This is a genomic window from Bacillus sp. YC2, assembly GCF_019891195.1.
In the GTDB taxonomy this organism is placed as follows: domain Bacteria; phylum Bacillota; class Bacilli; order Bacillales; family Bacillaceae; genus Bacillus.
Genome location: NZ_JAHXDO010000014.1, coordinates 1 through 14,151 on the forward strand (window position 1 = coordinate 1; position 14,151 = coordinate 14,151).

Below are 14,151 nucleotides of genomic sequence, written 5' to 3' on the forward strand. Positions count from 1 at the left end.
TCAATGTTGTCGTTTTACCGCTGCCGCTGGGCCCGATAATGACAAAGAATTCGCCTTTATTTATCACTGCATTGAATGATTTCACAGCATAAGTTCCGTCTTTGTACTGTTTTGATACATTGTTAAATTCAATCATATCGTCACTTCCCTGTCATGATCTGTGATCAAACCTTTTTGCGCTAGCAATTGCCCGCTCGCCGCGATGAAGTCCCTCTTTCTCAAATTCTTTGTTTCTCATCTTATAGCTCCTTTTTCACATGTGATTTTGATGCCAATTGTATACAAACGTATACATAGTTTCAATATTATGATTTTCCAATAGGCGGATGTTTATATTCTGTTCTATCTACTCTATCATTCTGTTACAGTTGAGTATCTTTCTACTTTTCTGAATATTTGATAATAAATGAAAACTGTATTACATTATAAACATAGCCTGTTACATAAAATAACAGGCTATGTTCATGTACCGCCACCGAATTGATCAGGAGGGAAGCTTTATGTCTAACCATTCAGAATTAAGTGCAAGCGGCATGCACTATTTTCAAACTTATGATGAAAGCCTTGCTCTTTGGCCAGTCCCCCGCAAAACATTCTGCGTTCCTACTCGTTTCGGTCAAACGCATATAATCGAAAGCGGCCCCAAGGATGCCCCGCCGCTTGTATTACTTCATGGGGCATTATTCAGCTCCGTGATGTGGTATCCAAATATTGCGGATTGGAGCAGCAATTATCGGACATTTGCAATCGACATTATAGGTGATAAGAACAAAAGTATTCCTGCCGATTTTTGCGGCACGAGAGCGGGTTACGCTGATTGGCTTCTCGATGTTTTTGACACTCTGGAGATCGACAAGGCGCACATGATCGGACTTTCGCTTGGCGGGCTTCATACCATGAATTTTATTTTACGTGCGTCAGAAAGAGTGGAAGACGCAGTTATCCTGAGTCCCGCTGAAACGTTTATCCCCTTTCATCATGATTTCTATACATACGCTCTGCGTCTCCCGGAGCCAAATGGAGTTGAGAATTTTTTAAAGTGGATGATGGCAGATCGTGTTGAGTTGCATCCGAAGTTTTTGAAGCAGTTTCATGCCGGAGTAATGTGGCATGATGAATCAAGAATTCAAAAGCCTAACGCTGACGGATTTCCGTATGTTTTTACCGATGACGAATTACAATCCGTAAAAGTCCCTGTTCTTTTATTACTGGGTGAACATGAAGTCATTTATGACCCGCTATCAGCCTTACAACGCGCTTTGGCATTAGTTCCTGATATTGAAACGGAGATCATCAAACATGCCGGCCATGTCTTATCGATGGAACAGCCTGAATACGTCAATGAACGCGTATTGCGTTTTTTAGGGTCATAGGTGAAGGATGCACCCGGGTCACTGGGTGCTTTTTTCCTGTGGAAGAGGCCGATTAAAGCTGTATGAATCAAAAACTTCCCAGCATCGTTGGCATGTTCTAAAAGATCTTTAATCTTTTTCTTCAGATGTAAAATCAGTCAAGTCAACCTTCTCTGAATATTCACTTTCTCTTCTTAATAACGGCTAAACCTTTTTCCCTTTCTCTGTCGGAAAAAGGCATTGGCTTGGTCCTTTTTATTTAGCCTGATACATTGTCAGCAGCAATGGTTCTTTATCGATATGTTTACTGTATGTCCTATTGCGATAGCAAGGCTCAGCGGGGATAGCAGCTATTGATAAATCAAGAATAATTTGAAAGACATATGTAAAATCTATGTTCATGAGAACTGCCTGAAATAGTACGAAACAAATATACACCAAAGAAAGGCTCAGGTGCACGAAGGATGCCCCAATTGATTGGAATAACAGGAAATATCAAGATTGATCAATCCGGTCCTTTTCCGGGTTATGATCGGGCTTATGTAAATAATGACTATGTTCAGTCTGTGGCAGAAGCCGGCGGTGTGCCGTTTATATTACCGGTTATTAAGCAGCCGGACCTGCTGGAGCAGCAGATTTCCCGGCTGGATGGCGTGATCTTGTCAGGCGGCCAAGATGTGAATCCGCAATTATACGGGGAAGAACCATTACAGGCATTAGGCGGAACGTTTCCGGATCGGGATACGTACGAACAGCAATTGATAAAAACAGCTATTGCATTAAATAAGCCAATCTTAGCTATTTGCCGCGGAGTGCAAATATTAAATGTCACATTCGGCGGCAGTTTATATCAGGATTTGACATATGCTTCTTTTGCATATATTAAGCATAACCAGGAGAAAGAGCCGTCTTTAAAAACCCATTGCGTCTCTTTTGAAGCCGGTTCTCACCTTCACTCTTTGTTTGGAGATTCAGCAATGGTTAATTCGTTCCATCATCAAATCATAAAAGACGTCGCTCCGTCATTTAAAGCAACAGCTTATGCAAAAGACGGGGTCATCGAGGGAATAGAACGACAAGGTGATTTATTTGTCGTCGGTGTACAATGGCATCCGGAAATGCTCACAAAGAAACATGATGATATGAAGAAGCTTTTTTCTCTGTTTATTGAACGTTGTAACTGAGCTGTATCTGTTTGCAAACAGGGATGTAAGAGAAAATAATAAGATGAAAATAAAAAAACATACCAACATGATTTGGTATGTTTCTTCAGTGAGAACCAGATGAACTTTTGGGACAGCCCTTGTTCGCAATCATTAAAGCTGCAAAGATTAATAAAAACATGATGACAGGAAAGGATCGGCTGCCAGCGTGATCAAGAAGAATTCCCCCAAAAATCCCGCCGCCGGCAATAGCGATATTCCAAACGGTTGTATTCATAGACATAGCGGCGTCAACGTTAGCTTCCCCAACGGCTTGGGCTAACGCTGTTTGTAATAATGAAAATAACTAAGCAGCTGTTCTGTTGTAAGTATTGTTGCAAATTCATCGTGTAATGTCGCTAAAGATATATTGTGTATCGTTTCCGCATCATAATATGTACCGTTTTGGTCTTTCATCCCAAAAGCTGCCGCAGCATCTGAAACCAGATATGTGTTGAAACCTAAATTCGCACTCATTCTTGCAGTTGTTGAGACACAATGAGGTGTAGTCAAGCCTGTTATGATAACTGTTTCGATTTTATTCTCTTTTAGAAATTCTTCCAGATTAGTACCAATAAAGCTGCTGTTCACTTTCTTTGTTATTATTACTTCTCCTTCAATAGGCTTTACTATGTCTTTTACAGCATATCCCTCATTGTCCGGATGGAATACCGAACGGGGGTTGTCTGACTTGTGCTTTATATAGATGACTGTAAACCCTTTTTCCCTCCACAATTGAAGGATCTTAGACGTGTTTTCCTCAGCGTTAAGATTATTTCGCTCTCCCCATTTTTTATCATCGAATGCTTTTTGGATATCTACTAAAATTAAAGCTTTATTTTTATGATCCATGATTTCCTCCTATTATGAAATGCATAAAACCTTATATCTGATTATAACGGGCGTTGATTAAACAATAAACGATGGCAATCGATATGCTTTAGGTCTGTGTGTTGAACTATTCCATTGTCTTTCCTATTCATCGTTTTGTTTCTTCAAATATTAATGTTGAAGTATTTCTCAAATGCAGCTCTTCCGCTTTGTGTAATCTTGACAGCTCTTGTTTTAGGCTTACGAACTATCCATTCCTGTTCCAGCATTCTTACTAATAACGCATTCCCCAATGCCCCGGCAATATGATGTGTACGCTCACTCCAATCTAAGCAGCAGCGCGCAAATGCTCTTCTCTTATTTCTTTGTTGTTCTTCGTTAATACCAAAATTCTTTAAAAAAAGAACCCCTTCGGAAGTGACCTCAAAGTTTAAGCCGGCTTTTTTTAAAAGACCTTGCTCGATCATTGAATTTGCAACTTGCACGCCGATAAAACCGGCTAAATGATCATAACAGGTGCGGGCAAAATGCAAGTCGCTTTTTTCTCTTGAATCCTTTAATGATCTCACTTGAGAATCAGGCGAAATATGAAGCAATTGTTCGATCACTTTTGCAGTATCGGCGTCAGATAATTTATAATACCGATGTCTTCCATGCTTCTCTGCACTGATTAGCTTTGCTTCAAGCAATTTATGCAGATGAAAACTTGCAGTTTGAGGTTTAATGTTAGCGAGATATGCAAGCTCGCCTGCAGGGTGTATTCTTCCATCCATTAGGGTGAGAAGAATGGAAGAACGCGCGGGATCAGATAGCAGCGAAACTGTTTTTGCAATATTAGGATTCATGCTTGTCCTCCTTACATTCATATTTCGATGATAATTGAAATGTTAAACCTTTACAATAAAAATTGAATGATGATAAGGAGGCATAAGCGTTGGACAATCATTTTAAAGAAATTAAACCAAAAATTATGTATTACGGTACTTCAACATTACTTCTTAACACTTTGAATGAGGATGGCACCACCAATATTAGCCCTATGTCTTCTTCGTGGGCTCTCGGAAACTGTATTGTCCTTGGAGTAGGACTGGGAGGAAAAGCCATTGAAAATCTAGAAAGGCACAAGGAATGTGTCATAAACTTACCCAGCCCGGATTTATGGGAGAACGTTGAAAGAATTTCATCTTATAGCGGGAAAAAGGATATACCGCTTTTGAAGAAACAGATCGGGTTTACTTACAAAAAAGAAAAATACGAGGCAGCAGGGCTAACACCATTAGATTCGGTAACAGTTTTACCAACACGCATTAAAGAATGCCCTATCCAAATTGAAGCAGAAGTGAAACATATTCGGATTCCAGAATATGAAACATCATTTGCGATTGTAGAAACACAAGTGATACATTTTCATGCCGAGGAAAGCATCATATTGAACGAAAACCATATTGACCCTTTAAAATGGAGTCCGCTTATTTATAATTTCAGACATTATTTTGATTTAGGAAAACAAGTAGGAAAAACATTTCGCTCAGAGACGTGATGATGATTCATTAACCTTGGCGGCGCATCATCAGTATAAAAATAAAACATACCAATATCATTTGGTATGTTTATTTTCGGTTCATCTCAGATTGAATCAGCATTTTAATATGTAAATTCACCGTTGGCTGCTCCTTCATCTAATATTGATTTAACATAGCAGGACATTTCTTTATAAGCTTCAAGCACACGATCATGCGGCACCGGATAGGAATGATCGCTTTCAACAGCGTATTTAATAATGGACACCCGCTTTTTATCGGCGTTTGAATGAACGGTCGCATATGGCAAGTATACTTTCTGCCGCGCCGTTTTTTACTCTCTGCGGCTGCAGACTCCATAACACCTTTCCTTTCGCAAAGTTCAAATTTTGCACAAAGATTATTCGCACAGCTGATGTATACTAAAAAAGAGACCGGATGGTTCGGTCTTAAATATTGTCTGTTCTGACCTTGCCGTGATTGCATTTGCACCGCAAGCTAAAGGAGGAAAGCAAACTGAAACAGAGTAAGTTTCTTGCTTCTAAAGCGAAGCACTTGTACACAGCCATTCTCATTTTTATCTTAGTATATATTTTTTACACTGTGTATTTGAATTTGATAAAGGATCCAAAATCAACGTCTTTTCTGAGCCATAAAACTGTGCTGCGTGAATCATTTAACCTGCCGCTTTGGTTAAATGTCATGTATGTGCACGTCATTTTTGCGTGTTTGGCTATGTTCACCGGGGCTGTTAACTTCTCAAGAAGAATGTTGACAGGTATACCTAAGGTACACAAACTGAATGGATATTTCTATTTCATTTCGGTACTTATCGTGACACTTACATCAGGATATATGGCTCCGTACTCAACCGGCGGAAGAAGTGTAAGCATAGCCTTTAATATCGTGAATATCATTTGGCCTGCGATGACGGTTACTGCAATATTCAAAGCCAGACGAAAGCAATACAGCAAGCATCAAGAATGGATCATCAGAAGTTATTTATTCTGCTTTACTAATCTATTTATTCATTTGATTACCTCAGCCTGCAATAAGGGATTCGGATTGATCCATGATATTAGTTACACGATTGGTGTTTATGGAGCCATTGTTCTTAACCTTGTCATCGCAGAACTCATCATTCGATTTAGAAAGCAGCCGTACAACCTGCAAGCACCTCTTGCTAAAAATAGAGGGATTATTTGATCCCCCTTCAATACAGGCGAATTGTTTCTTCTGCTTCTTTTACTTTATGTTTTTGTTTATTTTGACTTATCGCATCTTTGAGAGCGCAAACACGTTTACAGAAACAGTATTTCATGTGTAACTTTTCCTACAATCGGTGCTATACAAAAAATGAGCAGACGAGAGTCTGCTCATTGCATAACGTTACCAACATTTCGCTGTTATTTCTCCAGGTTAAATCGGTCTTTGATCTTTTCCGGCAGTTTATCGGATTTAATAGCTTCAGGTTCTCCGGTATATCCATCATAGCTCCTCGGCACACGTACAATGTCTCCTTCTTGATAAGGCTTTTCAACAAAGAAAGAGACCGTCTTTTTCTTTCCTTTTTCATTATAACCTTCTACATTATAAACGTAATTGTTTTTAGTTTCGTTTTTTTCCGCCTTTCCATGAATTTGGACGTAATAATCGCTTTCCAGTACGGCACCGCGATCAGCACACCCTCCTAATATGAAAACCGATAAGCAGCCTGCTATTAAAATGAAAACTCTCATATTTTTCATTCTTCATCACTCCTTTTATATTTCTTATTTTAATGGACACCGTATATCGAATAAATGCGGCTATCTTACACTCGACTTACTTTTTCGTAAGAATTGTCCTGATATCAAAAAAAGCCCGCCTTTTCAGGTGCGCTTTTCACAATCCGCTAATCACTGGATTCGCTTCTAAAGTTTCCTTTTACTTCTTCATAATCCGGTGTTTTTCTTGATACCCTGTCAATTATTCCCCCGGTAAGCCCAATCTGGATAAGCGCATTCCCTCTTCCAAAATTTAGATTCCCCTTTCTCTTATACCTTATATCGCCCAGGCAGCTTTCAGTTTTTTAATGCCTATTCGTATGTTGTCTTCAGAAACCCCTGCGAATCCAAGTGATACGGCTTTTGCAGGAGGCTGTTTTTTATAAGAAAGAGAAACAGGATAAATCTTCACGCCTTGTTCCTTTGCCTTCTCAATCAGCTCTTTTTCACTAAATGGCAAGAAAACGTCAAGTAAGATACGGAGCCCGGAGTTTTCTCCGCGAATCCTGACATACTTCCCTAATTCGCTTTGTACAGCCTCTAATAATATGGATCTTTTTTTTCGGTACAGCTTTCTCATTCTGTTGATATGTTTTTGCCAATCTCCATTTTTTATAAATTCAGCAAGAGCTGGACACTTGTCGCAGTGAATGTCGCCGTTATAGCGTGCGTGGCAGCCGCACGGCGCTTCGCAAAGTAACGAAAAAAAAACGGGTCGGAACAGAAATAGTATCATGATCCGGGCCCGTTTATCATTTTTAGAATTGCTTCATCACTCGTTCCCGCAATATTCGCCTGATGGAAAGAAGGTCTGTTGATGCAAAGGTCAAGTCTTACAACTGATGCGTCGCCTGGATTAGATATAAAAGAACGAACAATTTACTCTTACAGTTTTCAGAAATAGGGGATTTATTGATTATTTTGTCAGCTCCAGTTTTTCTCTATAAATTGAATTGCAGGTTGTAAATCGGTTTTGTTAGCAATTGATATGACAGCAGGAACCACAGAAGGGTCCGTTTTGGAGAAGTTAGGAATCCGTGGATCTAAACGGAAAAACCGATCTCCCAGAAGTTGAGAACTGACCATGGATTCATAGTAACCATTTCCGCCAGCGACAATCGAAAGAAACGGCAGTAACGGCTCATTGGGCGATCGATCGAAAAGGACTCCCCAATTCGGAGGAAGATCCTCCAGATTTTCGGGGCGTATGTTATCTGAACTCACCATTCCCCATCCCTTCGTATCTCTTCTTAACTGAGTCGGGGTTTCACCCGTTCCAATGGATAATACTGCAATTTGATCCAGCGGCTGGTTGGCTTTACCCACAGCAAACGCGATACTGGCTGTACTAGGGTTAGTTGCCACTACGTACCCATCCACGTAGTTTTGATAGGCTCGCTGCGTCGCGGGAGCACCGCTGCTGCGCAGGATGACATCACTCGCTTTTTCATTTAAATAGGGAGAGCCAGGATAATTGTGGAATAACACAGGAGTCCAGCGATTCAGCTCCGGTGAGTATAAATGAAATGCAGGAACAACAATTCGTTTTCTAAAGTTTTTAAGACGAAGACCTGATGGAAAAAATGATTCTACCGCTTCAATAAAACCGGAATATGGCAATTGCTGATTAAAAACAGGTCCTCCCGGCCGGGAAACGCTGTATGCCGGCAGGATTTTTTCCTTAAAATACTCGAGGGTCTCCTTCGGCGATCTTCCGCTTGCTAACGCAAGGGCAATAAATGAACCGATTGAACTTCCCGAGAAAACATCGGTTCGTCTAATTAAGTCTGGTGTTAGTCGAGACAATCTGTTTATAAGTTGTAAACTTAAAGCCCCTAAGGTACCGCCTCCGTCAAAGGTCATGATCCGATATGTTGTCAAAGTCTTTTTTCTCCTTTCTAAAACTGAACACAAGTATCATTCAATATATGCTGAGCTTGTGTCTGTTGTGTACACTTTGACATATTTTAAAGATGAATTGTTTCTTCTGCTTCTTTTACTTTAAAAACGCCGAATTCTGTCCATGTCATCTTTACACCATAATGTGAAGGAAAAGGCTGGTACCATCCTTGGAAGCCGAACAAACCAAGCTGAATTTACAAAATATTAATACGTGAATTAATTGCCAATCCTATAAAACAAATGCTGAGGAGCAGCACCCTCAGCATTTGTTTTTATAGCCTATCATTTTCAATGTTTGTTTATCACATGTCAGAAAGGCATCACAAAATTCGCATGGCATAAAACCGCCAGAAGCTAGAAATAATGGCCGGCATGTTTATTTATTTCTTTACCCAGCTGTATCCCGTTGGATTATGGAATTTAATATTATTACCACATGGCCCTGCTTGATGAGAAGATGGCTGACCATATTTGAGAACGTTTTTAGATGAAACTTCATATCAGTTTCAAATAAATCGAATGTCATTAAATACCGCCCAATCTCTTTAGATATGGCGGATATGGCGTCCAGTAATACTTTAAGACACTCACATGCCGCTTAGTGAGGATTACTCATTCCATAAAAGAACGGTCAGGACATAGTTAGACATCTATTTCTAGCAATTTTCAGCTAATCCTGATTCATTTTTGATATGATACATAAAAAAAGAAGGATTTGCATGGAGCAAGGATCTGGCACAACAAATTGACGCTGCGTTTTATGAAGTCCAACACGGGGGTCATTTCTTAGAAAATGAAGGATTTACTTCTTTGCCTATTGTTTATGAAAATAAAACATGAACGGAGCATGAATGATGCAAAAAAGGCACCGAACGGCGCCTTTTTTTATCTCTTATTTCGTATTTCTTGTAAACTTCGGCAGTCCAAACATAATAGCGATAATGCCGCAGATCCCGATTAAAACGGGGTAGAAAGAGTATGGCAGGATGCTGACGGGTGAAATATTCCCGAATTTCCCGGCCGATAACAGCTGCGCGCCGTAAGGGATCAGTCCTTGTATCATGCACGAAAAGATATCTAAAATACTTGCCGATTTTCTATTGTCGATATTAAATTCATCAGCAATATTTTTTGCAATCGGCCCGGCTGCGATAATGGAGATCGTATTATTGGCCGCAGCCAGGTTCGTAACGCTGACCAGTCCGGCAATGCCGGCTTCAGCACCTTTTTTCGAACGGATTCGTTTCGTAATGAACTCCAGTAAAAAGTCGATCCCGCCGTTTTGTTTCATAACGCCGACCATTCCGCCGATCAGCATGGACAGGATGATCAGATCGGACATTCCGGCAATTCCATCCGTAATCGCCTTAAAATAAGAATCAAACGTCAGGCTGCCGCCCGCTAATCCTATGATTCCCGTTAAAACCAATCCGCCGAAAATGACAGCCATCACATTAAAACCGAGTAACGCGAAGACCAACACGGCGACATAAGGGAGCACTTTGATCCAGCTGTAAGATTCAGCACCCGTATGGCCTGCATGGCCTGCCGAAATAAAAAACAATATAATAACAGTTACAATAGCAGCGGGCAAAACAATCAGAAAGTTCGTTTTAAATTTATCCATCATTTGTGTTTTTTGCGTTCGGACTGCCGCAATGGTCGTGTCGGAAATAAAAGAAAGATTATCTCCAAACATAGCTCCGCCAACCACGGCAGCAATCGGAATCGCGCTGGAAATGCCAAGCTCTCCGCTCAAACCGGCGCTGATCGGCGCAACCGCCGCAATTGTCCCCATTGATGTTCCCATTGATATAGAAATGAAACAAGCAATGATGAACAGCCCCGGCAGCAAAAACTGCTGCGGAATAATGCTTAAAGCAAGATTGACAGTTGAGTGCACCGCTCCCATCGCCTCAGCCGCTGAAGAAAAGGCACCTGCCAATATAAAAATCATAACCATAATGATAATATCAGGATGTCCCGCTCCGGAAGCAAACCATTCTATTTTTTGATTGAGCGATTTCTTCCGGTTAAATAACAGCGCAAAAGCTGATGCTATGATCGCTGCAATCAAGATCGGCAATTTATAAAAATCTCCGGTCACCAGACCAGAGCCGACAAAAAGCCCTACGAATAAGACTAATGGCAATAACGCCCAAGGATTCTTATTATTGTTCATCTGGGTAAACCACCTCTTTTCAGCATTAAAGTCGCTAATCACAGTCTAAGCAACATTTCACACTTTAAAAGTCTGCAGTAAAAAAGTCAAGCTGAAAAAAGGATAAATCAAGATTGATAAGATAGAAAAAGCTGTTTTGATTTCTCTTTATGGTTCCCTCACATTCTTTATCATAAGGAAACAAAGCAATTCTGAAGAAAATAAAAAAACCAAAGCTCCGTTTCCCTTGGTACATTTAACAAGAGACACACCATAGATCCAAATTTGCTGATTTTCTAATTTCTCTCTGGTTATTTTCATGGGCTGACACCCCTGCCCCGCCCATTATCCCTTCTTTTCTGCCGCTCTTTTTATTAAGGAATCAGGCTACTTCGAAATGGCGTGCCGCCGGAATTAAAAAAACACCAAGGTCGGTGACACTTGGTGTTTTGGGGACGCGGTTATTGTTGTCAAACCGCATGACCGCTTTACGAAAGGTTATTTTCAGTATCATTTCTTATTTTCCTTGTGTTCTCTGTCCTGCCAACGAATAAGGTGACCGCAACACTGGCTAAGCTGACCAAAGTTCCCGCAATGGAAACAAGGATTGTCAAAAAGCCATTGGGAATAAGAAATCCAATTGGAATGAGCCCCGCAAAAGTGAGAACGATAAAACATTGATAGACTCCCGATATGATTCTCACAATCAAGCGGCCAAAAAAGGACATGACTAATGGAGGGATGAATAAACATAAAATGATTCCAAGTGATATCAATAAAATCATAGGCTCGTCAAATGAAATAACATTTTCGCCGGGAGACTCTTCAGCAGCCGTGAATAAAACAAATATTGACATCATCAGCGTAAGAAAAACAAGAAAAAACCTTTTCAACAACGTTATACTCCTTTTTTATAAAAACGGGTATTCTGCTTTTTTATTTTCGATAACCATTTTATGTTATCAAATGAAATAATATGAAGTCAAACCGGTTTGGTGGATCTGCCATTATCGCTCCTGCTATTTCAACCAACTTAAAAAGACTAATAGATCAACAGATAGGATAATCACTAAAATAAATTTACTTTTTTTATTTCAGACTCCAATCTCTTCATTACTTGACAAATAAAAGTAATAAGGCAAACTAAAATTACCGCAAAGTAAAAGCTTTTATAAAATTGTGATAATGAGGTGGAGTTAATGATTTTAGATTTAAAAGGTGAAACCAACATGGACCATCTTGTGGGGATGCTGTATTCTGCCGTTAATGAAAATTACAGTCGCTTAAAATCCATTGTATCAGACATGTCACAGGAGGAGATCGATTATAAAGGAGCAAATCAAAAATACAATAGTACAGCTCAGCTAATAAGACACTTAGCATATGTTGATCTCAACTGGATATTTAAAATTAAGGGTGAGCCGATACCAAAGCAGCTTGAAGATAAGTATGGACCAATGTTAGATAAGAACAATAAGATTCCTTTCATTTCCGGTGTTTCATTAAAACAAATTCTCTCTGATTATGATGAAGTATTCAGTATGTTTAAGTCTATTTGTTATCAATTAACTGACAGTCAACTGAATCATACAGTAGATTATGAAGCTGGAAAACAAGCAACCATTCAATGGGGCATATGGCATATGGCAGATCATAATAGATACCATCAAGCTCATATTAATCAACTTCACAAATGGTTTGAAGAAGAAAAACAGAAACTTAGCGGCTATAATTGTTGAGGTAAGAAGGTGATGAGCAATGCCGATATACAATATTTTGAAGTTATTGAATGGCGGCGGATAAGGCTTATATCATAAACTTTGGTATATTAGCGGTATGAAAAGGACCTGTAGCCATTACAAGATTCTTCGTTTGATATTCTTCCCGATCTGTTTTTATTAAGAAATGATTCTTTAATTTCAGGACACTTATTACTTCTGTCCGTAATTGGATTGGAATTTCAAATCTTTCAGCATATTTCTTTAAATAAGCAACAATTTCATTTTTTGAAGGAAATCCATGCTTTTCTCCTTCAAGATGCATTCCAGGCAAAGAGCTATACATTCGAGAAGTAAACAAAATTAATGAGTCATACCGTTCTTTCCAGCTTTCCCCCACCTCATTACTTTTATCCAAAATGATAAACTTTTGATCCGACTGCTTTAGATAATATCCCACTGAAATTCCTGCTTGGCCAGCTTCGATCACTATAGTGTCGTACACATTAATCACCCCGCCAATTTTATCTTAATTATCAGCAGACAAAATCCGTAAAACGTTAAGCTGATCTCCTCACTATAAAAATTTAATGATGATGGTGGTCACGCGGCTTCTCAATTTTCGCCTGACAAAGGATCGTATTGTCGTGATTATGTGCTGCTGTTTCCATTTGAATCGTTACATGCGTAATGCCTTTATGCTCAAGCTCATGTTCAATTTTGCGTAAAATACTTTCACTTTCTGAAATGGTCAGTTGATCGTCAACAACAGCGTGGCAAGAAAGAGCATTCAATCCGCTCGTGATAGACCATATGTGTAAATCATGAATGTTTTGAATTCCCTCTGTCTCTTCAATTGTATGAATGATGTCAGTAACATCAATATTTTCTGGAGTTCCTTCCATTAATACGTGAATGGAATCTTTAGTCACATTGTAACCGCTTCTTAGAACAAGAAGAGCCACAATGATACTAGCCAATGGGTCTGCCCAGCCCCACCCAAAGAAGATGATAAGTATCGCAGCTAGAATGGCACCTACAGATCCGAGCATATCACTTATCACATGTAAATAAGCTCCTCTTATGTTCAGATTATTCTTTGTATCTCCACCATTCAGCATAATCCATGCGACCAATATATTCACAACTAACCCGATGATACTAATGATAAGCATGCCGGTTGTTGCTACCTCTGGCGGATTAGAGAAACGCTTGATTGCTTCATAAATGATATAAAGGGAAATAAGAATTAATGCAACACCGTTTATCACAGCTGCAAGAATTTCAAATCGTTTATAGCCGAATGTCTTATTGTGACTTGCCTTTTTTTCAGCCAATTTAAAAGCAATCAGAGCAACCATTAATGAGATTGAGTCACTTAGCATATGACCTGCATCTGACAAAAGCGCTAAACTATTAGTTAAAAATCCGCCTATAGCCTCTATAATCATATAACCTGTAATAATGATAAAAGAGATCAATAAAACCTTTTTATTGGATCCTTCAGTGTGATTGTGCCCCATAAAAATCTCCTCCTTAACTAAAGTTTCTTGATACATATGCATTTATTATTTCTTATCTGTTATAAAGCATTCTAACATGACACAAGGGATACCCTTATATGATAATGTGTTCATATAGGAATATAAATGTTCTTTACTGAAAAGTCAATTTTTGATAAAAATTCGCAATGTTCCCT

13 protein-coding genes and 4 pseudogenes are annotated in these 14,151 nt (G+C 39.4%); 6 read left to right on the forward strand and 11 right to left on the reverse strand.

The features are described 5' to 3' along the window. Positions 1 to 136 (reverse strand): annotated as a pseudogene (locus KY305_RS20145) (glycine/betaine ABC transporter ATP-binding protein); the annotation flags it as partial. 364 nt (positions 137 to 500) lie between these two features. Here KY305_RS20145 and KY305_RS17255 point away from each other — a divergent pair. Together KY305_RS17255 and KY305_RS17260 are read left to right on the forward strand one after the other, a co-directional pair. Beyond that, positions 501 to 1,373, forward strand: coding sequence for a carboxylesterase (locus KY305_RS17255; protein WP_223063589.1), 873 nt, complete (start codon positions 501 to 503; stop codon positions 1,371 to 1,373). A gap of 443 nt (positions 1,374 to 1,816) precedes the next feature. Next, a complete protein-coding gene (locus KY305_RS17260; protein WP_223063590.1) occupies positions 1,817 to 2,536 on the forward strand; it encodes a gamma-glutamyl-gamma-aminobutyrate hydrolase family protein in 720 nt (239 codons plus the stop codon). Positions 2,537 to 2,833: 297 nt separating this feature from the next. Here KY305_RS17260 and KY305_RS17265 read toward each other — a convergent pair whose 3' ends face one another. Beyond that, positions 2,834 to 3,406 (reverse strand): cysteine hydrolase family protein, encoded by a 573-nt coding sequence (locus tag KY305_RS17265; RefSeq protein WP_223063591.1) that lies wholly within the window; start codon positions 3,404 to 3,406, stop codon positions 2,834 to 2,836. 143 nt (positions 3,407 to 3,549) lie between these two features. Further along, positions 3,550 to 4,230 carry an ArsR/SmtB family transcription factor gene (locus tag KY305_RS17270; RefSeq protein WP_223063592.1) on the reverse strand — a complete coding sequence of 227 codons (681 nt, stop codon included), beginning with the start codon at positions 4,228 to 4,230 and terminating at the stop codon, positions 3,550 to 3,552. 125 nt (positions 4,231 to 4,355) lie between these two features. Between KY305_RS17270 and KY305_RS17275 the strand changes: the two genes are divergently transcribed. After that, entirely contained in the window at positions 4,356 to 4,925 is a 570-nt protein-coding gene (locus KY305_RS17275) for a flavin reductase family protein (RefSeq protein ID WP_223063652.1), read from the forward strand. Positions 4,926 to 5,029: 104 nt separating this feature from the next. On the opposite strand, the gene KY305_RS17280 is transcribed toward KY305_RS17275, so the two are convergent. Further along, positions 5,030 to 5,215 carry a hypothetical protein gene (locus tag KY305_RS17280; protein ID WP_223063593.1) on the reverse strand — a complete coding sequence of 62 codons (186 nt, stop codon included), beginning with the start codon at positions 5,213 to 5,215 and terminating at the stop codon, positions 5,030 to 5,032. Positions 5,216 to 5,472: 257 nt separating this feature from the next. Between KY305_RS17280 and KY305_RS17285 the strand changes: the two genes are divergently transcribed. Then, positions 5,473 to 6,111, forward strand: a complete 639-nt coding sequence (locus KY305_RS17285) for a DUF2306 domain-containing protein (protein ID WP_223063653.1) — start codon at positions 5,473 to 5,475, stop codon at positions 6,109 to 6,111. A gap of 200 nt (positions 6,112 to 6,311) precedes the next feature. Here the strand turns inward: KY305_RS17285 and KY305_RS17290 are convergent, their stop codons facing one another. From KY305_RS17290 to KY305_RS17300, 3 genes and pseudogenes are all read right to left on the reverse strand, one after another. After that, on the reverse strand, positions 6,312 to 6,653 hold the full coding sequence (locus tag KY305_RS17290) for a YxeA family protein (protein ID WP_223063594.1): 342 nt from the start codon (positions 6,651 to 6,653) through the stop codon (positions 6,312 to 6,314). 295 nt (positions 6,654 to 6,948) lie between these two features. Further along, a pseudogene (locus KY305_RS17295) lies at positions 6,949 to 7,302 on the reverse strand (MocR-like pyridoxine biosynthesis transcription factor PdxR); the annotation flags it as partial. Positions 7,303 to 7,595: 293 nt separating this feature from the next. Further along, positions 7,596 to 8,552 carry a patatin-like phospholipase family protein gene (locus KY305_RS17300; protein WP_223063595.1) on the reverse strand — a complete coding sequence of 319 codons (957 nt, stop codon included), beginning with the start codon at positions 8,550 to 8,552 and terminating at the stop codon, positions 7,596 to 7,598. A 735-nt stretch (positions 8,553 to 9,287) separates the two neighbouring features. Between KY305_RS17300 and KY305_RS17305 the strand changes: the two are divergent. Then, positions 9,288 to 9,413, forward strand: a pseudogene (locus KY305_RS17305) (alpha/beta hydrolase); the annotation flags it as partial. Between the two features lie 52 nt (positions 9,414 to 9,465). Here KY305_RS17305 and KY305_RS17310 read toward each other — a convergent pair. Both KY305_RS17310 and KY305_RS17315 read right to left on the reverse strand, forming a co-directional pair. Then, on the reverse strand, positions 9,466 to 10,755 hold the full coding sequence (locus tag KY305_RS17310) for a Na+/H+ antiporter NhaC family protein (protein ID WP_223063596.1): 1,290 nt from the start codon (positions 10,753 to 10,755) through the stop codon (positions 9,466 to 9,468). Between the two features lie 467 nt (positions 10,756 to 11,222). Continuing rightward, positions 11,223 to 11,630 (reverse strand): hypothetical protein, encoded by a 408-nt coding sequence (locus KY305_RS17315; protein WP_223063597.1) that lies wholly within the window; start codon positions 11,628 to 11,630, stop codon positions 11,223 to 11,225. Between the two features lie 303 nt (positions 11,631 to 11,933). On the opposite strand from KY305_RS17315, the gene KY305_RS17320 reads away from it, so the two are divergent. Next, on the forward strand, positions 11,934 to 12,473 hold the full coding sequence (locus tag KY305_RS17320) for a DinB family protein (protein ID WP_262417849.1): 540 nt from the start codon (positions 11,934 to 11,936) through the stop codon (positions 12,471 to 12,473). An 82-nt stretch (positions 12,474 to 12,555) separates the two neighbouring features. Here the strand turns inward: KY305_RS17320 and KY305_RS17325 are convergent. Together KY305_RS17325 and KY305_RS17330 are read right to left on the reverse strand one after the other, a co-directional pair. Beyond that, positions 12,556 to 12,957 (reverse strand): annotated as a pseudogene (locus KY305_RS17325) (NAD(P)-binding domain-containing protein); the annotation flags it as partial. 82 nt (positions 12,958 to 13,039) lie between these two features. After that, positions 13,040 to 13,975 carry a cation diffusion facilitator family transporter gene (locus KY305_RS17330; RefSeq protein ID WP_223063598.1) on the reverse strand — a complete coding sequence of 312 codons (936 nt, stop codon included), beginning with the start codon at positions 13,973 to 13,975 and terminating at the stop codon, positions 13,040 to 13,042. Positions 13,976 to 14,151 lie beyond the last annotated feature (176 nt).